The 18,343-nt window shown below is 62.7% G+C and carries 15 protein-coding genes, 1 tRNA gene and 1 riboswitch; of the genes, 6 read left to right on the top strand and 10 right to left on the bottom strand.

What is annotated here, in order from left to right:
* Nucleotides 1-117 precede the first annotated feature (117 nt).
* Nucleotides 118-193 (top strand) — tRNA-Arg (locus LJ656_RS11700).
* 207 nt (nt 194-400) lie between these two features.
* Nucleotides 401-571: riboswitch (yybP-ykoY riboswitch) on the top strand.
* 124 nt (nt 572-695) lie between these two features.
* Nucleotides 696-1,706 (top strand): sodium:calcium antiporter, encoded by a 1,011-nt coding sequence (locus LJ656_RS11695; protein WP_230509581.1) that lies wholly within the window; start codon nt 696-698, stop codon nt 1,704-1,706.
* A gap of 36 nt (nt 1,707-1,742) precedes the next feature.
* Here the strand turns inward: LJ656_RS11695 and LJ656_RS11690 are convergent, their stop codons facing one another.
* The 7 genes from LJ656_RS11690 to LJ656_RS11660 form a co-directional block, all read right to left on the bottom strand.
* Nucleotides 1,743-3,848: a tetratricopeptide repeat protein gene (locus tag LJ656_RS11690; RefSeq protein WP_230509580.1), complete on the bottom strand. Its 2,106-nt coding sequence runs from the start codon at nt 3,846-3,848 to the stop codon at nt 1,743-1,745.
* A gap of 279 nt (nt 3,849-4,127) precedes the next feature.
* Nucleotides 4,128-4,895 carry a class I SAM-dependent methyltransferase gene (locus LJ656_RS11685; RefSeq protein ID WP_230509579.1) on the bottom strand — a complete coding sequence of 256 codons (768 nt, stop codon included), beginning with the start codon at nt 4,893-4,895 and terminating at the stop codon, nt 4,128-4,130.
* Between the two features lies 1 nt (nt 4,896).
* Complete coding sequence (locus LJ656_RS11680; RefSeq protein WP_230509578.1) at nt 4,897-5,748, bottom strand: hypothetical protein; 852 nt, start codon at nt 5,746-5,748, stop codon at nt 4,897-4,899.
* A 108-nt stretch (nt 5,749-5,856) separates the two neighbouring features.
* Entirely contained in the window at nt 5,857-9,084 is a 3,228-nt protein-coding gene (locus LJ656_RS11675) for a tetratricopeptide repeat protein (RefSeq protein ID WP_230509577.1), read from the bottom strand.
* A gap of 229 nt (nt 9,085-9,313) precedes the next feature.
* Nucleotides 9,314-9,613: a flagellar protein FliT gene (gene fliT / locus LJ656_RS11670; protein WP_230509576.1), complete on the bottom strand. Its 300-nt coding sequence runs from the start codon at nt 9,611-9,613 to the stop codon at nt 9,314-9,316.
* A 12-nt stretch (nt 9,614-9,625) separates the two neighbouring features.
* Nucleotides 9,626-11,197 carry a flagellar filament capping protein FliD gene (fliD, locus tag LJ656_RS11665; protein WP_230509575.1) on the bottom strand — a complete coding sequence of 524 codons (1,572 nt, stop codon included), beginning with the start codon at nt 11,195-11,197 and terminating at the stop codon, nt 9,626-9,628.
* Between the two features lie 142 nt (nt 11,198-11,339).
* Entirely contained in the window at nt 11,340-12,545 is a 1,206-nt protein-coding gene (locus LJ656_RS11660; RefSeq protein ID WP_230509574.1) for a flagellin, read from the bottom strand.
* 281 nt (nt 12,546-12,826) lie between these two features.
* Between LJ656_RS11660 and LJ656_RS11655 the strand changes: the two genes are divergently transcribed.
* Together LJ656_RS11655 and rpsU are read left to right on the top strand one after the other, a co-directional pair.
* Nucleotides 12,827-13,768 (top strand): aldo/keto reductase, encoded by a 942-nt coding sequence (locus tag LJ656_RS11655; protein WP_230509573.1) that lies wholly within the window; start codon nt 12,827-12,829, stop codon nt 13,766-13,768.
* A 423-nt stretch (nt 13,769-14,191) separates the two neighbouring features.
* The gene (gene rpsU, locus LJ656_RS11650) at nt 14,192-14,404 is read left to right on the top strand and encodes a 30S ribosomal protein S21 (RefSeq protein WP_006050883.1); all 213 of its coding nucleotides are present in this window, start codon (nt 14,192-14,194) and stop codon (nt 14,402-14,404) included.
* A gap of 87 nt (nt 14,405-14,491) precedes the next feature.
* On the opposite strand, the gene LJ656_RS11645 is transcribed toward rpsU, so the two are convergent.
* Both LJ656_RS11645 and LJ656_RS11640 read right to left on the bottom strand, forming a co-directional pair.
* Entirely contained in the window at nt 14,492-14,917 is a 426-nt protein-coding gene (locus LJ656_RS11645) for a hypothetical protein (RefSeq protein ID WP_230509572.1), read from the bottom strand.
* Between the two features lie 281 nt (nt 14,918-15,198).
* Nucleotides 15,199-15,795: a DNA-3-methyladenine glycosylase I gene (locus LJ656_RS11640; RefSeq protein ID WP_230509571.1), complete on the bottom strand. Its 597-nt coding sequence runs from the start codon at nt 15,793-15,795 to the stop codon at nt 15,199-15,201.
* Nucleotides 15,796-15,935: 140 nt separating this feature from the next.
* On the opposite strand from LJ656_RS11640, the gene LJ656_RS11635 reads away from it, so the two are divergent.
* Both LJ656_RS11635 and LJ656_RS11630 read left to right on the top strand, forming a co-directional pair.
* Nucleotides 15,936-16,820, top strand: coding sequence for a glucosamine kinase nucleotide-binding domain-containing protein (locus tag LJ656_RS11635; protein ID WP_230509570.1), 885 nt, complete (start codon nt 15,936-15,938; stop codon nt 16,818-16,820).
* Between the two features lie 140 nt (nt 16,821-16,960).
* A complete protein-coding gene (locus tag LJ656_RS11630) occupies nt 16,961-17,782 on the top strand; it encodes a Cof-type HAD-IIB family hydrolase (protein WP_230509569.1) in 822 nt (273 codons plus the stop codon).
* A gap of 137 nt (nt 17,783-17,919) precedes the next feature.
* Here the strand turns inward: LJ656_RS11630 and LJ656_RS11625 are convergent, their stop codons facing one another.
* Nucleotides 17,920-18,222, bottom strand: a complete 303-nt coding sequence (locus LJ656_RS11625; RefSeq protein WP_230509568.1) for a hypothetical protein — start codon at nt 18,220-18,222, stop codon at nt 17,920-17,922.
* Between the last annotated feature and the right edge of the window lie 121 nt (nt 18,223-18,343).

Genomic DNA, 18,343 nt, shown 5'->3' with positions numbered 1-18,343 from the left:
GGTCGCCGGCCGGTGGACGCTTCGACCGAAACCGGGTATCCTTGCGGTCTCTCGCTTTGGCGTCGCGTCCGTTCTGGTTGCCGCGCTCTCGCGTAGTCCACGCAGTTTTGCGTTGAAGCGCCCGTAGCTCAATGGATAGAGTACTGCCCTCCGAAGGCAGGGGTTGCTGGTTCGATCCCAGCCGGGCGCGCCATCTGTATCAAGCCTTCCCAACAGATTTCCCCTTTTCTCGACCCTGCACGATTGCGCGGATTGCCGTTTGCATCGATCGGTCGATCATCCGCATTGCGCGTCCCGCGAGGCTGGCCATCGCGTCGATTCAGACGTTATCTCCCCCAACACTCCGCAATCACCCAATCCCGCCCTAAAGCTTGTTGAAAGCCGCGCGTCACTTTAGAATCCACCGGTCACTGGGGAGTAGCCTTCCTTCATCGCATGAAGGAGAGCGCGTCAACATACTTGGCCTGCGGGTCATGGCGCGTTCGACCGGGTCGGTTTGGCGAGACCATTGACGTACTGCCTCGTTCTGGTCGGACGGGTGGCGGTGCGTCATGGTTCGTCACCTACGTCCGACCGCGGAGTTGCCCTGTGAATCACCGTTGCACGTCAGCCGTTTCCCCCTTTGCTTTCGCGTCGACCCGCCGGACGGTGTCGATGAGTAGCCGTGTTTGCCGCGCGTCGGCCGGGAGCGCCGCATGACCGGTCTGCTGCTCGAACTCGCGATCATGCTGGTCGTCATCCTGGTGGCGGCCGAACTCTTCACCAATGCGCTCGAACATCTCGGCGAGCGTCTGAAAATCTCCGAAGGCGTGACCGGCTCGCTGTTCGCGGCGGTCGGCACCGCGCTGCCCGAAACGCTGGTGCCGCTGCTCGCGATCGCGGGTAGCCGGACCGGCGGCACCGTCAATGAAGAGATCGGGGTCGGCGCGATTCTCGGCGCGCCGCTGATGCTGTCCACCCTGTCGACGTTTCTGATGACGCTAGCGGTGCTGCGCACACGCGGCGTCAACGGTTGGGTCGCGCCGGAGCGCAGCGGCTTCACCCGCGATCTGAACTACTTCCTGTGCGCGTTCGCGCTCGCGGCCGTCGCGATGTACGTGCCACACGAGCAGATGATCGTGCGCGCGCTGTTCAGCATCGCGCTGGTCGGCGTCTATGTGACCTATGTCGTGATGACGTTCCGCGCGTCGAGCGGGCTGGTCGATGCCGGTCATGGCACCGAGGCGCCCGGCAAGATGTTTCTCGCGCGCCTGGGCATCCCGACCAATCTCGCGACGATCGGCGTGCAGCTGCTGCTCGCGGTCGGCTTGCTGGTGTGGGGCGCGGAAGGCTTTATCGAAGGCGTGCGGGGCGTGTCCGAAGCGTTCCAGGTGTCGCCGCTGCTGCTGTCGCTGCTGATCATTCCGATCGCGACGGAGTTGCCCGAGAAGGTCAACAGTATCCTGTGGATCCGCCGCGGCAAGGACACGCTCGCGTTCGGCAACATCACGGGCGCGATGGTGTTTCAGGGCACGCTGTTGCCCGCGATCGGCATTTTGCTGACGCCGTGGACGCCGCGCATCGAGGTGCTGACCGGCGTGATGATCACGCTGGCTGCCGCCGCGTGGCTGCGTATCAACGCGCGCGAACGGGGCGTGCCGGTGTGGGCGTTGCTGGTGTGCGGCGCGTTGTATGCAACATATCTCGCGGTGACGTTGACGCGTTGAGGGCATGCGACCGCATTGGCTGAAGTCGCGCCGCCGTCACGCGCCGAACCACGCGGCGCAAGCCTGCCGCACGCGCTCCGCGACGGCGAGCCACGGTTCATCCAGGCCACGGCGGAATAGCCGAACCGTGCCGGGATACCACGGCGAGTCGTCGCGCTCGTGCATCCAGCGCCAGTCCACGTCGCGTGCCGGCAGGAGCACCCAGCACGGTTTGCAGAGCGAGGCCGCCAGATGCGCGGTCGATGTGTCCACACAGATCAGCAGATCGAGTTGCGAGATGAGCGCGGCGGTGTCGGTGAAGTCTGCGAGATCGGCGCCCAGAGGCAGGATGGGCAAGCTCGCGGGAAATGACAGTGCTTCGTCTTCCCCCGCGCCTTTTTGCAGGCTCACGAACTTCACTCCCGGCACGCTCCAGAGCGGCGCCAGCGTGTTCAGCGACGGCAGCGAACGATGCGCGTCGTTGTGGTGCTTCGGGTTGCCCTTCCAGACGAGACCCACCCGGTGTCCCGCGCCCAGTGAGGCAAGGCGCGCGCGCCAATGCTCGACGCGCGACGGCTCGAGTGCGACGCGCAGCGCGGGCGGAATCGTGTCGGGCGTCGTGCCCAGATACAGCGGTGCGCTGAGCAGGCTGGTCCAGCAATCGAAAGCGCCGGCGCGCGCCGCGGCTTCGTCGTGACTGAGCACGGCGTCGACGCCGTCGACCTCGGTAAACAGGCGCTGTAACGGCGCAGTACACGCAAACGCGACGTGCGCGGCGCCCTGAGCCTTCAGCAGGCGCAGATAGCGTCCGAACTGCAGCATGTCGCCGAGTCCATCTTCCTGCCAGACGAGCAGCGATTTGCCGGCGAGCGGCTCGCCGCGCCACCGCGGGCATTGCAGCATCGACTGCGTCGCGTGATGCGCGAACCCCACCATCTCGTAGCGGCATTCATATAGGAGAAAGCCTTCCTCGAAGCGGCCCATGCTGATGAGCAGCGTGGCGAGACGGAACTTCGCGTCGCCGTAGTCGGGGCGCAGCGCGAGCGCGCGGCGGTAGGCGGCTTCGGCTTGCTCCAGTTCGCCGAGTTCTTTGACGATGCTGCCGATGTTGAAGTGCGTTTCCGCGATGTCGTCGCGCAATGTGAGCGCGTGCTGAAACGCCGCGAGTGCGTCGGGCAGACGCGCTTGCGCAAGCAGCGCGCAGCCCAGGTTGTTGGCCGCTTCGACGCGGTTCGGCGCGAGCCGCAGTGCTTCCCGATACGCGGCTTCGGCGTCGACCGGTTGGTCCATCGCGTGCAGCACGCAGCCGAGGTTGTAATGCGCGTCGGCGAACGCGGGGCGCAACGCGAGCGTCTGCCGGTACGCGCTTTCGGCCTCGGGCAGACGCTTCAGTTCGGTGAGCACGCAGCCGAGATTGTTGAGCGCTTCCGCGTAAGCCGGGCGAATCTGCAGCGCGAGGCGGCAGGCGAGTTCGGCTTCGGCAAGCCGGACGAGCGATCTGTATAGAGCGCCAAGGTTGTTCAGTGCCTCGGGGTATTGCGGGTGCGCGAGCAGCGCCTGCCGATACGCCTCTTCGGCGTCTTCGATGCGGCCGCATTCGCGCAACAGATTGCCGAGGTTGTTATGCGCTTTCGCGAACTGGGGATTCGCGGCGAGTGCTGCGCGATAGGCCGCCTGCGCTTCGTCGAGGCGGCGCTGTTCGTGAAGCACGATGCCGAGGTTGTAGTGCGCGTCGACGTGATCCGGGCGCAGTGCGAGCGCCGTGCGGTACGCGGTCTCGGCCGCGTCGTGCCGGCCGAGGCGATGCAGCACGAGTCCGCGATTGCTGTGGACGTCGGCGTCGTGGGGCCGTAGCGCGGCAAGCTGCCCGTAAACTTCCGCGGCTTCGGCAAGCTGGTTGAGCGTCGCGAGCATCGCGCCCAGGCCCAGATACGCGTCGGCGAAATCCGGCTTCGCCTGCATGCAGCGCAGCCATAGAGCCTGCGCCTGCGCGGGCCGGCCTGCACCCATCGCGCACATGGCGGCGAGGTTGAGCGCATCGGCGTGTTCAGCGTCTTCGGGGCAGGCGTTCTCGCCGACGAGCGGTGTCAGCAGCGCGAGCGCGTCGGCGAACTGGCCGGCGGCGCTCAGGGCGGTGGCTTCGGGGAGGATGTGCTGGCGCATAGGGGCGAGGAGGGCGTAGCGGTCACGGGGGTGTTGGGAGGCGGTGGACTCGCAGCTGTGGTCGGCGCGCTTTAGCGTAGTCCACGCAGTTTTGAGTTGAAGCGTCCGTAGCCAGTCATAGACGTTTCCCACCAAAGCTTAGACTGCCCCGTCTGAATGTCGTGGTTAGGATCGGCATGGGGACAACGAGCCCGCAAGCGCGTTGCAGCTCCAATTGGTCTGCTACACGCCATCTATACGAGGCGATCATCGCGGCTGGCGGTTTCAGCGGAGCCGCAGTTAGCGCAGCCATGCGGGTACCGATCTATACGCAATATGATGGGACAGGTTTGCATGGAAAATCTGCAGCCCACATTTTTTCGCGAGAATATCGAGCGACTTTTGAGTGAAAATCGTTATATGCCCGTTCCTCGGGGCAACGTACCAGTGTTGTACCGAGACAGATGAATTGGGTACCTGGTCGATTGCAAGAGTCGAAAAGAACATCACCCCGTCATCTTTCAAAAAAGATGACGCCTCCGCAAGCGTTTCGATTGGGGTCGGTGTGTGCTCCATGACCTCGAATGCCGTCACGAGGTCGACGCGTAGCCCAATGGGCTTTTCTGCGTTGAAATCCATTGGATCCCAACTTTTTGCGTCGAATCCCTGTGCCTCGAGACGGCGGGAGCAATGTCCGTTACCGCCGCCGTAATCCAATATTTTCAGCGACCGGTTTTCCCTACAGAACCGCTTCGTCACCTCAGAATTCTCTTCTGGTCGAACGGAGACATAGTCTGGATCGACGCACACGTAGTCGTCGTTGTAGATGTTCTCCATGTAGTCATGCTTTGACCATTTGTCGAGGGCAACAGTGAAAACCAACCCGCAACAATCGCAGCGATGGTAGTAGACCGGAACTCCGGCGAGCGGGAGGCTGCGGCCTTTATGATCTTCGCAGCTTTTGCTGAAATCCACTACGCCGAATAACGACGACGATTCGCCGCATACTTTGCACGGGATGACTTTACTGTAGGACCGATCGTCGATATTTTCGATAACTTGAGGCATATCAGATGCTCAATAAGTAATTCGGCTGAAGCTGGTGAGACTCTTTGGAAATAGCAAGTGGGTGATCGAAAAAGTCCCGCAACAGCGTGGCGAACCCACGAGTCGCAATGAACTGTCCACACATACCTCCGGTTGGAAGGACGTTCGGGACAGGCTCAAACACCTCCAGTAACCGGTTGGCCTGCAGGGCTTCTGCTACCGCGAAGAAAAACGACTGGTTACCGATAAAAAGCGACGAACTTGCGATCAGATCGCAGGCTTCCATCGCACTCGAGGTTGGAACATATTCGGCCGCGACGCTCGGAAATCGGTTGGCAAACGCCAGATACTCATTCGCGGTTCCAATAAATCCGATCCGCAAGCCCAGCGCGGCCAGGATTCCGTAGTCAATGCCCTGATTGAGATAACGGGTCGATCGTCCGATCACGATGTCGAATTGTCCGGATCGGCGACCGTCGAAGCTGGGGGTAATCCACGGTGACGTCCCGCGGGAAACGAGGCCAAAAACCTTGAAGTAATAATCCTTGATGTTTCCTGCCGACACGTTGATGCAGCCACTGCGAATTACATCGAAATCTGCCGCACCGGAAGGAATTTCTCGCTCGTCCACTGAAACAACCTCGGAAAAGCATTCCTGGTAGGTTAACAGCGGCTTGAGATACGCGAACATTTCATCGCTGATCATGAAGTCGCCGCCCACGTGTTTCAGCGCAGCAGGGCGGTGCGCTTGCTTGTTCCGTGGAATCGAAAGTCTGACTTTGTCCGAGCCGGATAGCCGTGCGAGTGCTTTCATCGCCGGCATCGCGTAGACGATATCGCCCAACTGCCCAGAATGCTTTACATCGAAGGTCATATGCCTGTCCGTCAGTGCGCTGTTGGCTTTCGCTCCGGCGCAGTTATTTGTCGCTGTATTGGCGCGAGAGCCCGGCCGCTCGCAAGGGTAACGGACCGGGCTGAAATGCTATTTAAGCGCGTTGCGAATGACTGATTTCGATCGCAGCGCTGCCCGTTCGCGCAGGTAAGTTTCCAGGTAGTGTGAGAACCCCGTCGTTCTCATTGCATGCTTCAGCGCGTCCAGGATGAGTAGTCCATCTTGAAACCGCGCAATGGGCGAGCGCGTCATCGGTAGGCGAAGAGGGTCGAATTGGCGCGTTTTCCATTCAGGCTGCGTAGCCAGAAGCAACGACGCAATGCGTTCGATGATGAAGACCTTCGCGGGAGCCGCGTCGGTGTTGTATTTCACGTCATCGTTGATCTTCCGGGCGAGGGGCGAAGAGCCGGCTTCGGCGATCGCAAATATTTGCTCGCATTTTTTCAGCCATTCCATCCAGAACGCGGGTTTGGCGACGAAATAATTGCAGAAGACGCTCTGTGCTGCGGTCATCACCAGTGCACGGGTATCGATTCCCGGAGCAACAACGGCAAGCAGCTCGTCAATAACCGGCCCCAAGCCTGGATGGACTTCAGCTGCGTGCTCAAAGACGTTCTGAGAGAATGCGCCTTGGTCGAAAAACGGCGAGAACGTTACGACGTCCACGTCATCGGACACGCTGTCGAGAAATGCATGTACATCGCTTGAACGAAGCCCGGTCTTTTCTGTGAACTTTGGCGAGAAAAAGCCATAGCGCGCGTTGGCGTCCAACTGTGTCTCGAGTAGAAATTTTCGCATTGGCCAGTATTCGCGCCAGTCGGGTCGCTGGCCCGTGTTGTCTAGTGCAACGAACCCGGGTTCGACGCGCGCGCGCGTCGCGTCCGAATAGTAGATCTGGTAAATCCGATTTTTCGTCTCGGCGGAATCGGTAAAGGCAGGTAGTCGTGCAGCCAAAGGCTCAGCGATAGACGTCGCTGTGGGCTCTACCAGCACCTCGAAATGCTCTGGTTCCTGTCCATCACACCACCGCTGCCACATGATTCGAAATGCGCGCGTTGCGGCATTGGCGATTGCACCCGCGTCTATGAGGGCTGATTTTCTGCAGTGCTCGCGAAGCTCCCGGCGTACCGCTGCAAGCGCTTGGGGGTCGGCCGCGAGCGCCGCGCACTTGCGCACGAAATCATCCTTATCTTCGGCAACGAAGGCCGCATCGAGGCCGAGGTGAGACAGCCACCCCGTGCTGCTGCGACTCGCCATCGAATCGCCCGGCAGCGTCATGGTGGGAACGCCCATCCACAGCGCTTGCATGGTCGTGGTCGAATTGCCGAACGGAAAAGTGTCGAGGCAGACGTCGATCAGGTGATGCTGCTCGAGGTAAGTCGTGACACTGCCGCGAGGCAGAAAACTGATCCGGCTGACGTCGATGCCCTCTTTCACGAGCATATCGGTCAGCTTGAGCATCTGATCCTTCGCCGCGATCCCGCCGATCAGCAGGCGCGAGTTCGACACCTCGCGCAGCACGCGAGCCCACAGCGCAACGACTTCCTTTCCAATCTTGACGATCCGGCTGAAGCTGCCGAAAGTCAGAAAGCCATTTTTAAGGGCGGGCAGCTCGTTCACTTCCGGCGCCTGCGGATGCGGTTTGAACGGCGCTAGCGCGGGCAGGAAGACCAGCTTTTCGGAGAAGAAGCGCTCGAACTGTTCGAGCGGCGTGACAAAACGGTCCGACATGTAATAGTCGACGGCGTCGAGTCCCGTCGTTGCCGGATTTCCAATCCAGCTCACCTGGACTGGCGCGGGCTTTTGCGCGAAGACCTTCAGCCGATTGCGGCCGGTATGTCCCGACAGGTCGATGAGGACGTCGATTCGGTCGTCGCGGATCTTCTGGGTGACGGCTTCATCAGTCATGCCAAAGATTTCGGTCCACGCATGCGAATGCTCGCGCAGTTGCATGGTGAAGCCATCGGTCACCGCGTAATTGGAGTACAGGTGCAGTGACAGACTCGGGTCGCGCACCAGTTGTTCCAGCACCGACAGCAGGAAATAGGCAACCGGATGATTGAGCAGATCGCCCGAAACGAAGCCGATTCTGAGGCGGCGCGACGGGTCCCGGTCATTGGTGTGCTGCAGGCGATGGCTACGCAGCGGCGCTTCGTGCCGTGCCGCAAATTCGCGAAACTCCTTGAATACTCCGCTCGCATCGATGTCCGGCTTGTGCATTACGTAGAAGAGCAGATTGCTATGCGTCGCCGGCTGCATCGGCGCGAGTTCGAGCGCACGGCGAAATGCGGCTTCGGCCTCTTCGTACAGTCCATGCTTGCCTAGCGCAGTCGCCAGCGCATCATGCTCGAGGGCGTTGTTGGGCGCCAGTTCCACCGCCCGCTGCAAATGGACGAATCCCTCCTCGGCCCGGCCCGTTTCCAGCAGAGCAGCACCCAAACCGCGATGTAGCGCGGCACTTTCGGGATACCTTTTGAGTGCCCGCACGCAGTGTTCTTCAGCCCGCTTGTGCTGGAGCGTAGCGACGAGCCGGTCAGCCAGAGTCGTCTGGGCGACGATGCTGTTGGGCAACAGGCGCGCTGCGTGTTCGGCAGTCTCGACGGCCTCCTTGTAGTGGCCCGTCGCCTGCAGGACACGCCCGAGCTCGAACCAGCACTCGCCGTGCGATGGATATCGCTGCGTCAAGCGACGCGCGAGTTTGAGCGCCGCATCGTGCTTTCCGCTGTTGTAAAGCTGCTCGAAGGCACGCAGTTCCTTGGAACTCGCCCGGCGCGTGTCGAGTTTCAATCGCGGTGTCCCTTCGGACTCGGCTGCTGCGGGCGCATCGCCACTCACATCACCGTCGCCAAGGGGCGCTGCGGCTCCCGCGTCGGCTTCCGCCTGTTGCGCAACTGTGAGCGGGTCTGCCTCGCCGCTGATGCGCGCCCGCAACGTGCGGACAGCATCGTCGGGCAGACCGTGCTGCCGCGCGAGTTCCAGTGCGGCTTGTGCCGCTTCGGACTGACCGCTTCCTACCAGCGCGTTGATGTAGTAGACCCACACCTGCCCATTCCTCGGCGTCTGCCCCAGCACAACCTCGAAATGCGGAGCAGCCTCAGCAGGCAGGTCTGTTTGCAGACGCAGCACGCCCATGTGGTAATGGGCGTCGAGATGATTGCTGTCGGCGTCGAGCACGCGCGCGTAGAGCGCCGCGGCTTCGGCGTATTCCTGCTTGTGGTGATGTTCGAACGCTGTCTGCATCATGCGGTCGATGTCCCATTCCCGTTTCGCTTCGGGGGGCAGCGTGGTGGTGTCGGTGGCAGTATGCAAAGCGGTCATGACGAAGGGGCGAGGGCGTCCTCGAGCGGTAAGTTAGAGAAATTATGAAGGGCGCGCCACCGCGCCCATGCGTCGAGTTGGGGCCAAAATGGTGGTCAATTTGCGGGGTTAATCACGGCTCGGCGACGCGGCGGTCGTCGCTGCAGAGCGCGCAAAGTAAAAAGCCCGCACGAGGCGGGCAAGGGACTACACGCGCCCCGAAGGGCGCAAAGTCGTAGTTATTCGAATTTCAAAACTGTGCGATGCGCTGGTACTGGCTGGCGTTACGAGTCGCAAGCATGGCTGCCTGATACTCCTCTCCTAGCGCTTTCTGCGCATCTTGCGCGGCTGCGGAAACGCGCGCATCGATCGCCTGTATTTCCTTGAGCTGCGCAATCACCACCGGCGGTTGCTGCGCGCCGAGCGCCATCAGCAGCGGCGAGCGTTCGTCTACGAGTTGCGCGGCGCGCTCCCATTCGTCAACGGCCGCGGCCTGTTCGATGGCCTTGGTGAGCTGCCAGATGCGTTCGATGTCAGTCTGTGCGTCCATGGATTGTTTCCGTTAGCTCGCCTTGGTTGCGAGCGCGCCCGCGCTGTTGGTGCCGCCGAACAGCTGCGTCAGATACTGGCTGTTGTTGTTCATCGTCGCCATCAGCGTGTTGAGCGCCGTGAATTGCGCCGTGTACATGCTCGTCAACTGCGCCTGGTAGCTGGACAGCGAACTCTGCTGCGTCGTCAGGCTCGTCAGGTCCGCGTTCAGCGCGTTGGTACGTGTGGCGATCGCGCCGCTGCTCGACAGATAGTTCGTGATGTTGGCGTTCAACTGCTCGGCCACCCCGTTGGTCGAGCTGAACAGCGTGGCGACCGTCGACTGGTTGTTCTGCAGCGCGTCGCTGAGCTTCGTGCTGTCGATCGACATCGTGCCGTCCGCGCCGAGCGTGATGCCGATCGCCTCGAGACTGGTCGTCGTATTGCCGTTCTTCACACCGGTCGCGACGTTCGTGGCCAACTGGTTGCGAATCATGTTCAACGTCGAATCGCCGAGCAGTACGCCCTGCGACGTCGCCGTCGAGCTATACGACGTCAGCGTGCCCATCGTCGTGACGAGCGTGTTGTACAGCGTGACGAACTGGTTGATCGCGGCCGACTGCGCGCTGGTGTTCTGCGATACCGTCAGGGTTTGGGGCGCAGTGCCGTTCGCGTCGACGGAGGCCGCCGTCAGGTTCAGCGTCACGCCTGACAACGCGGACTTCACGGTGTTGCTCGCGCTGGTGACGCCAGTGCCGTCGATCGTGAAATAGGCGTCTTGCGCTGCGGTAGATTGCGTCCAGTACGACTTGTTGTCGATCGTCGACTGGTTGTTCGCGAGATCAGTGGAGGTTGCGTTCGCCTTGCCGGTCAGCGTCGCCCCGTTCGTCGTCTGCACGGCGAGATGGTTCAGCGCGTCGGAACCGTTCGAGTCGTTGACCGCAATGCTGATTCCGTTGCCCGAGCCGGTATTCGTCGCGTGCAACACGAGGTGCGCGCCGTCGGCGCCATTGACCACGGAAGCGGTGACGCCCGGATTGTTGCTCGCGCTATTGATGGCCGACGCGATGCCGGCAACGGTGCTGTTCGAACTGTTCAGCGAAATCGAGGTGCTGGCGCCGTTGACGGTGAGCGTCATCGTCGCGGAGCCGCTCGCGAGCGCCGTCGAAGCGTCGTAGCCCTTCGAGGTGAGCACCTGACCGGTCGCCACCTGGGCGACGTCGAGCGAATACGTACCGGCCACGGCGCCGCTGGCTGCCGTCGCGGTGATGCCCGTGCCGCTGGCGGTCGCGGAAAACGAGTTGACGGTCGTGCCGTCGGAAAGTGTGCCGAGGCCGGCCTGGAGTGCCGAAAGGGCCGCAGAGAGCGTCCCGTAAGCGGAAATCTGGGTGTTGTCGGTAGATTGCGAAGCTGCAAGGGTCGCAGCCTGGCCGGCGATTTTTGAGTTCACGAGCGCCGTCACCAGCGAGCTCACGTCCATTGACGAGTTGCCGGTCGATCCGCTGATGATCGACTGGGCGGCTTGCTGTAGCGCGGCATTCGAGGCCGCGGTAGTGGCGGCGGCGGTGCTCGCGATCGTGCTGGCGGTCGTATTTACGGTGGACATGGACAGGCTCTCTGCGTTGGCGATGTCGTGGGAATCGGTTCAGTTCAAAAAAAGACCAATCGGGAGGCGAGCCTCCCGACCGGTTTGCGCCGCGCGCACCGGACACAGCAGGGTGCGGGGCGGCGTTCGTTACTGGAGCGTTTTAGCCCAGCAGCTTCAGAATCTGCTGCGGTTGCGAGTTCGCTTGCGCCAGAACCGAGATACCTGCTTGCTGGAGCACTTGCGCCTTGGACAGGTTAGCGGTTTCCTGCGCGAAGTTAGCGTCCTGGATCGACGATTGTGCGCTCGACAGGTCGGTCGACTGCGCTTGCTGCGTGGTGCTGATTGCGGTGAAGCGGTTTTGTGCCGCACCGAGCGTTGCCTGCAAGCCGTTCAACGTATTCAGGGCGTTGTCGATCGATTCCATCGCCATGCTTGCGCCGCTCGCGCTGCTGACGTCGATGTTGGCCACGCTCGACGCATTGTTGAGCGCGTCGATTTGCGTGCCGATCTTATCGTTCGCGGCCGAGCTGAAGCCGACGCTGGTGCTCGCGCCCGACATTGCCGTATCCAGTGCGGATGCGAAGGCCGAGCCCAAGCCGCCTGCGGTGCTGGCGGAGATCACTGCGTTGCCGCTGGCATCCGAAGTGACGCCGGCGGACGCGAACGCGCCGGAGACCGAACTGTAGTTCAGAGCCTGGTTGTTCTGGTCCGTGAGCGAGTAACCGCCGCTGCCGTCGGAGATCACGTTGATGGTCGTGATCGCGGCCGCGCCTGCATTCGTGGTCATTGCGCCTGCCGAGTCCAGCGACAGGTTGGTGAACGAGCCGAGCGTGTTGCCAGCTTGCGGCACACCGCTGCCGATTTTCGCTGCCGACATGCTTTGCGACAGGTTCAGCGTGATCGACTGACCGACGTTCGCGCCGACCTGGAACGACACCGTGCCCATCGAGCCGTCCAGCACCTTCATGCCGTTGTAGGTCGTTTGCGAAGCGATACGGTTGATTTCCGACACTTGCTGCGTGACTTCCTTCTGCAGTGCTGCGCGGTCGTCATCGGTCATGCTGCCGTTGGTCGCTTGCGTGGCCAGCTGGCGGATACGCTGCAGGCTGCTCGTCAGCGACGAGAGACCGCTCGATGCCGTCTGAACCATCGAAACGCCGTCGTTCGAGTTCGACACACCTTGATTCAGACCGTTGATCTGGGTCTGCATGATGTTCGAGATTGCCAGGCCTGCTGCATCGTCAGCTGCGCTGTTGATGCGCTTGCCCGACGACAGACGCGTAATTGCCTGCGACAGTGCGCTACCCGAGCCCGTCAGGTTCTGTTGAGCGACGAGCGAGTTGATGTTGCTATTGATTCCGAGCATGGAAATTTCTCCTAAGCGGGCGGATGCCCGTTACAAGCCTGATTGGCCGCGGCGGACGCCTTGTTTCATTGCTGGCCGCCTCAGTTAAGGTTGACGGCGCCATCAAAAGAAACTTGAGAAACTTTCTGCAAGACGAGAACACTCCGCATCTGCGCCGGTGGCGGCATACGCGGCGTCGGCGGGGCGCCCGCCGCGTCCGTGCTGGCGTGGAGGATGCGCTGCGGGTGAGCGCGACTCAGCGTATTCTCATTGGCTCGCCCGTAATCGATCCCGGAGAAATCATGCAAAAACGCAGAATTGGTCACTCGGATATAAACGTCGCACCTCTTATGTTCGGCGGCAACGTATTTGGCTGGACCGCCGACGAAGCGACGTCGTTTTCGATTCTCGATGCATTCGTCGACGCCGGCCTCAATTTCATCGACACCGCCGACGTCTACTCCGCGTGGGTGCCGGGCAACCAGGGCGGCGAGTCGGAGACGATCATCGGCAAATGGTTTCGCCGCAGCGGCAAGCGCGAGCGCATCGTGCTCGCGACCAAAGTGTCGAAGCATCCGCAGCGTAAGGGGCTGTCGGCCGCGAACATCGAGGCCGCGGTCGAAGATTCGCTGCGCCGCCTGCAAACCGACTATATCGACGTCTACTTCTCCCACGACGACGACACCGCGACGCCGCTGACCGAAACGCTCGGCGCGTACCAGAAGCTGATCGACGCGGGTAAGGTGCGGGTGATCGGCGCGTCGAACTACAGCGGCGCGCGGGTCGAGGAAGCGCTCGCGCTCTCGCGCCAGCACGGGCTGCCCGAGTACCAGTTGCTGCAGCCCGAATACAACCTGTACGACCGCGCCGAATACGAGCGCGAGACCGAACCGGTGGCACTCGCGAACCGGCTCGGCGTGGTCGTGTATTACAGCCTTGCGAGCGGTTTCCTGTCCGGCAAGTACCGCAGCCAGGCGGATCTGGTTGGCAAGGCGCGCGGCAGCCGGGTCGAGAAATACCTGAACGAGCGCGGTCTGCGGATTCTCGGCGCGCTCGACCGCGTGGCCGAGCGGCACGGCAGCGTGCCGGCGGCGGTCGCGCTCGCGTGGCTGATCGCGCGACCGAGCGTTACGGCCCCGATTGCAAGCGCGACCTCGGTGGAACAACTGCGCAGTCTCGCCGACGCCGTGCGGATCCAGCTGAGCGCGGAAGACGTCCGCGAGCTGGACACGGCGAGCGCCTAGGCGCGGGGCGGGGGGAGGCGGTTTGTCACGGAAGTTGTGGCGCGATGGCCAGGGAAAAGCCTGGCGCAATCGGTAAACCCCTGGTAGGATGGAGAGTTTCCTGATATCATCGGGAGTGAATTGAGATCTTTGCCTGTTTCGTCAGTGTTCGCATTGATGAAAGGTTGGCGAAACGGCAACAGACGCGGCTTTTGCATTACGTCTGTCCGCGTTCCGCGGTGAACTCCCCACCTCTCTTTTCCGGCCTCCGTGGCCGTTAGCCTCTCGCTTCATTCGTGGTTTGGCCGGGGTTGTCCATCTGCCTCGCGTTTGCCTGTTACTGGCCATGAATCGGAGCGACCGGAGGGCCGGCGCGTGAGTGATACCAACAGCGGTTATCGCCACGCAATTAAACCCGTATCTAGTGATTGAGTTAGGAATTACATGACGACGATTCTTCTGAAGGAAAACGAGCCGTTCGAAGTGGCAATTCGCCGCTTTCGTCGCGCAATCGAAAAGAATGGCCTGATCGCTGAACTGCGTGAGCGCCAGTCGTACGAAAAGCCGACCACGGCTCGCAAGCGCAAGAAGGCAGCAGCCGTCAAGCGTCTGCACAAGCGTCTGCGTAGCCAGATGCTGCCGAAAAAGCTGCACTAAGCACGCTTTTCATGCACGCCAAACGGCGGTGTGAGCTTCGCAAGGAGCCACACCGCCGTTTTGCTTTATGGGGTGCCGTTTCGGGTATTACGCCGCGCTTTTGAGCCGCTCGGCGGACAGATTGAATTCTTTCGCGATCGAACCCAGTCGCTCGCGCCATTCCCAGGTGCCGAATACGTCGTGCACGTTTTGCAGGCAGCTGAGCAGATCGATGGTCGCCCGGTCGTACACGTTCACGCGCGAGCGCAGCAGCGCCTTTTTCAGCGCGGCGACGCCGACATCCATATAAGCGGGCACTTCGGCCGGCGGCTTGCCGATGAAGCGCACCGGCACGCCTTCCATGGCGGTCATATAGTCGCGCGGCTTGATCAGACTGCCGACCGGGCAGCCGCCGCAATAGCCGCGATACGCGCCGCCGCCGCGCGGCAGCAACGCGGCGCGCTTCTGGCCGAACAGGTGTGCGACCGCGCGATCGAAGATGTCCTGATGGGTCAGGAAGCTGTGTGATGTCATGGTTGGTCTCCCGCGCATCGAGCGGTGGTTCTTGTTGGTTGAGCGCAGCGTGTGTGCGGATCATCGCTAGTATCGGGCGTGCGTCGCCCGGCGAAGGGTGGACTAGCGCCGTGAAACGGCTTCAATTCGCACCATTGCCGGCGGCGCCGTCGGTCGCGCTCGCGCGGCGTGGCGCGGGCGCGGGCCCTGCAGCGGCGCTCATAACCGTATAACGGCCGGCCCGCCCGAAAACCGTAGAGGGACTACACCAGAACCAGCCGCCGCGAGAGGGCGCTGCCGCGTCAACCGGCCTGGCGCCGTTGCCGCTTTTTCCCGAGCGACGCGCAACGCGCGCGGCACATGCAGGTCGTCTCGTGATCGTTCACCATGCCGACCGCCTGCATGAACGCATAGCAGATCGTCGAGCCGACGAATTTGCAGCCGTAGCGTTTGAGCGCCTTGCTCAACGCGTCCGAGACTTCGGTCGACGCCGGCGCGTGCTTGTACGACGCCCACTCGTTCTGGATCGGCGTATCGTCGACGAACGACCACACGAAGTTCGCGAGCGACCCGTGCTCGGCCTGGATCTGCTGCACCGCGCGCGCGTTGAGAACGGCCGCCTCGATCTTGCCGCGATGACGCACGATGCTTTCGTCCGTGACCAGCGCGTCCACCTGTTGCGGCGTGAAGCGTGCGACCTCATCGATCTCGAAGTTGGCGAACGCGCGCCGATAGCCGGCCCGTTTGTTGAGGATCGTGGACCACGACAGCCCGGCCTGCGCGCCTTCGAGCACGAGCATTTCGAACAGATGCCGATCGTCGCGCGACGGCACGCCCCATTCGTCGTCGTGGTACTGTGCGAGCGCTTCGCTCGATACCCAGTTGCATCGTTGTGTCACTGTCGCGCTCCCGTATGGCGATGTCGTTCGCCAGCATAGCGGAAGCGTTCGGTGCCGCAAGCCTGGCCGTTCGGCTAATTGCGGGATCGAAGCGGACCTGCGACGCTACCCGTTCCTTACTCAAAAGAGCATTCGATTCGATGAACCACGACCTTTACTTGATCGGCGTCGACGGCGGCGGGACCGGTACGCGCGTCGTGCTCGGCGATACCCACGGGCGCGAACTCGCGCAGGCGACGGCCGGCCCGTCGGGACTCGGGCTCGGCGTGACCAACGCATGGCAATCCATTCAGACCGCCTGCGCCGAAGCGTTCGGCCACGCCGGCATCGCGCTCGACTGGTCGCGCTGCGTGCTCGGCTGCGGACTCGCCGGCGTCAACAATCGCGACTGGCTCGCAGCGTTTCGGGCGCAGGCGCCCAACACCGCGGCGCTGGCCATCGAATGGGACGCTTACACGACACTGCTCGGTGCGCACGGCGGCGCGCCGGGCGTGATGGTCGCGCTCGGCACCGGCAGCGTGGCCGCCGCGTTATCGGCGGACGGCGATTTTCGCGCGGTCAGCGGCTATGGATTTCCGTCGGGCGACGAAGCGAGCGGCGCGTGGCTCGGCTTGCGGCTGATCGTCCATGCGCAACACGCGTTCGACGGCCGCGGACCGATGGACGATCTGGCGCATGACCTGCTCGCCCAAACCGGCGCGCAGGACCACGACGGGCTCGTCGTCTGGTTGTGCGAGGCGAATCAGACCGCTTATGCGCGGCTCGCGCCGCTCGCGATCGAACATCGCAAGAATCCGTTCGTCGCGCGTCTGCTCGACGAGGCCGGCGTCGAAATCGGCAAGATGATCGCGGCGCTGGACCGGACCGGCAAGTTGCCGGTCGCGTTGTGCGGCGGGCTGGGCGCGCCGCTGCGCGACTACGTGCCGCGCGTGTATCAGCGGCGCCTGCGCGAGCCGTTGGCCGATTCGGCGCACGGCGGCTTGTACCTCGCGCGGCTGGAGTTGGAGCGGCTCGACGGGCGATAGGGCCACGGACAGTGGAGGCCTTCGGCGAAGGCTCCGGCAGAGGCAGGAGCAAAGGCACAGGCAGCGCCGGCCGCTCCCCGCGTGTCTGTAAAATACGCACTTTGACGCTGCCTCGGCGGTTCGCCCCGTCGGCCTTCACCATGTACAAAGTCATCGCCACCGATCTCGACGGCACGCTGCTCAACGCCGACCACCAGGTGGACCCGTTCACGATCGCCACGGTGCGCAAGCTCGAAAGCGACGGACTGCAGTTCGTGATCGCCACCGGGCGGCATTACTGCGACGTCGCCGGCATCCGCGATCTGCTCGGCATCAGCCCGTATCTGATTACGTCGAACGGCGCGCGCGTTCACGCGCCGGACCATACCGTGATCCACGCCGACGATCTGCCGCCGCCGATCGTCCAGCGTCTGGTGCAGCCGGAAATCGTCGGCGCGCATGGTCGCGTGATCGTCAATCTGTTCGCCGACCAGGCGTGGCTGATCGACCGCGATGCGCCGGATCTGCTGAAGTTTCACCAGGACTCGGGCTTCACCTACGAAGTCACCGATCTGCCTGCTCATAACGGCGACGACATCGCGAAGGCGCTGTACATCGGCGAGCCCGCCGACCTCGCGCAGGTCGCCGCCAATCTCGAACGCGAATTCGGCGAGAGCCTGTACGTGACGTATTCGCTGCCGGACTGTCTGGAAGTGATGACGGCCAACGTGTCGAAGGGCCGCGCGTTGCAGATCGTGCTCGACCGGCTCGGCGTCGATGCCGCGGATTGCGTCGCGTTCGGCGACAACATGAACGACATCGATCTGCTCGAGACGGCCGGCCATCCGTTCATGATGAACAACGCGAACCCCGATCTGATCACGCGCCTGCCGCACGTGCCGCGCATCGGCAACAACTTCGAGGCGGGCGTCGCGCATCATCTGCGCAAGCTTTTCTCGCTCGACGACGAACTGGCGTCCTGAGCGGCCCGCGCTTTAACGCAACCAGAAATGACCACGGCCCGCAGCCACTCGTGTGGATGCGGGCCGTTCTGCGACCGCGCCCGGCTCACCCGTCCATCATTCATTCAGGCCTGCGAGGGGGCGAACCGGCAGCGCCGTCAATCGCGCCAGCCGCGATGCTCTCCGCGATCGCCATGTCCCCACCGGCCGTCGTCGCGACCCCAGCCGCGGTCATAGCGGTCGTAGCGGTGATAGTCGCGATAGTAGTCGCCGCGCCCGTAGCGCTGATGCCAGCCGCCGTAGTACACCGGCTGCGGTGCCGCGTAGACCGGCGCGGGCGCCGCATAAACCGGGGCGCCGATCGACAGCCCGACGTTCAGACCCGAGTGCGCCTGCGCGACGCCGCATGCGCCCGCCGCAAGACCGCCAGCAACCAGCAAGTGAGTGACGATGCGTTTCATGTAGCTCTCCTGTGAAGCGACGTAGGTGTGTCGCACAGGACCAATGTACGCACTCGCTGCCAGGCGGACTGCGACGAGATGTTACGGACTGCAAGCATCGTCGCAGCAATGAAAGGGTATG

This window comes from Paraburkholderia sejongensis, from assembly GCF_020880815.1.
Lineage (GTDB): Bacteria > Pseudomonadota > Gammaproteobacteria > Burkholderiales > Burkholderiaceae > Paraburkholderia > Paraburkholderia sejongensis.
This window is presented reverse-complemented; position numbering and strand designations above follow the sequence as displayed.

What these genes read in the sequence shown, in the direction of transcription:
- LJ656_RS11630 (WP_230509569.1), top strand. Translation starts at nt 16,961, where the DNA reads ATGTACAAAGTCATCGCCACCGATCTCGACGGCACGCTGCTCAACGCC.
- LJ656_RS11645 (WP_230509572.1), bottom strand. Translation starts at nt 14,917, where the DNA reads ATGACATCACACAGCTTCCTGACCCATCAGGACATCTTCGATCGCGCG.
- LJ656_RS11680 (WP_230509578.1), bottom strand. Translation starts at nt 5,748, where the DNA reads ATGACCTTCGATGTAAAGCATTCTGGGCAGTTGGGCGATATCGTCTAC.
- LJ656_RS11675 (WP_230509577.1), bottom strand. Translation starts at nt 9,084, where the DNA reads ATGACCGCTTTGCATACTGCCACCGACACCACCACGCTGCCCCCCGAA.
- rpsU (WP_006050883.1), top strand. Translation starts at nt 14,192, where the DNA reads ATGACGACGATTCTTCTGAAGGAAAACGAGCCGTTCGAAGTGGCAATT.
- LJ656_RS11695 (WP_230509581.1), top strand. Translation starts at nt 696, where the DNA reads ATGACCGGTCTGCTGCTCGAACTCGCGATCATGCTGGTCGTCATCCTG.
- fliD (WP_230509575.1), bottom strand. Translation starts at nt 11,197, where the DNA reads ATGTCCACCGTAAATACGACCGCCAGCACGATCGCGAGCACCGCCGCC.
- fliT (WP_230509576.1), bottom strand. Translation starts at nt 9,613, where the DNA reads ATGGACGCACAGACTGACATCGAACGCATCTGGCAGCTCACCAAGGCC.
- LJ656_RS11635 (WP_230509570.1), top strand. Translation starts at nt 15,936, where the DNA reads ATGAACCACGACCTTTACTTGATCGGCGTCGACGGCGGCGGGACCGGT.
- LJ656_RS11690 (WP_230509580.1), bottom strand. Translation starts at nt 3,848, where the DNA reads ATGCGCCAGCACATCCTCCCCGAAGCCACCGCCCTGAGCGCCGCCGGC.
- LJ656_RS11660 (WP_230509574.1), bottom strand. Translation starts at nt 12,545, where the DNA reads ATGCTCGGAATCAATAGCAACATCAACTCGCTCGTCGCTCAACAGAAC.
- LJ656_RS11655 (WP_230509573.1), top strand. Translation starts at nt 12,827, where the DNA reads ATGCAAAAACGCAGAATTGGTCACTCGGATATAAACGTCGCACCTCTT.
- LJ656_RS11685 (WP_230509579.1), bottom strand. Translation starts at nt 4,895, where the DNA reads ATGCCTCAAGTTATCGAAAATATCGACGATCGGTCCTACAGTAAAGTC.
- LJ656_RS11625 (WP_230509568.1), bottom strand. Translation starts at nt 18,222, where the DNA reads ATGAAACGCATCGTCACTCACTTGCTGGTTGCTGGCGGTCTTGCGGCG.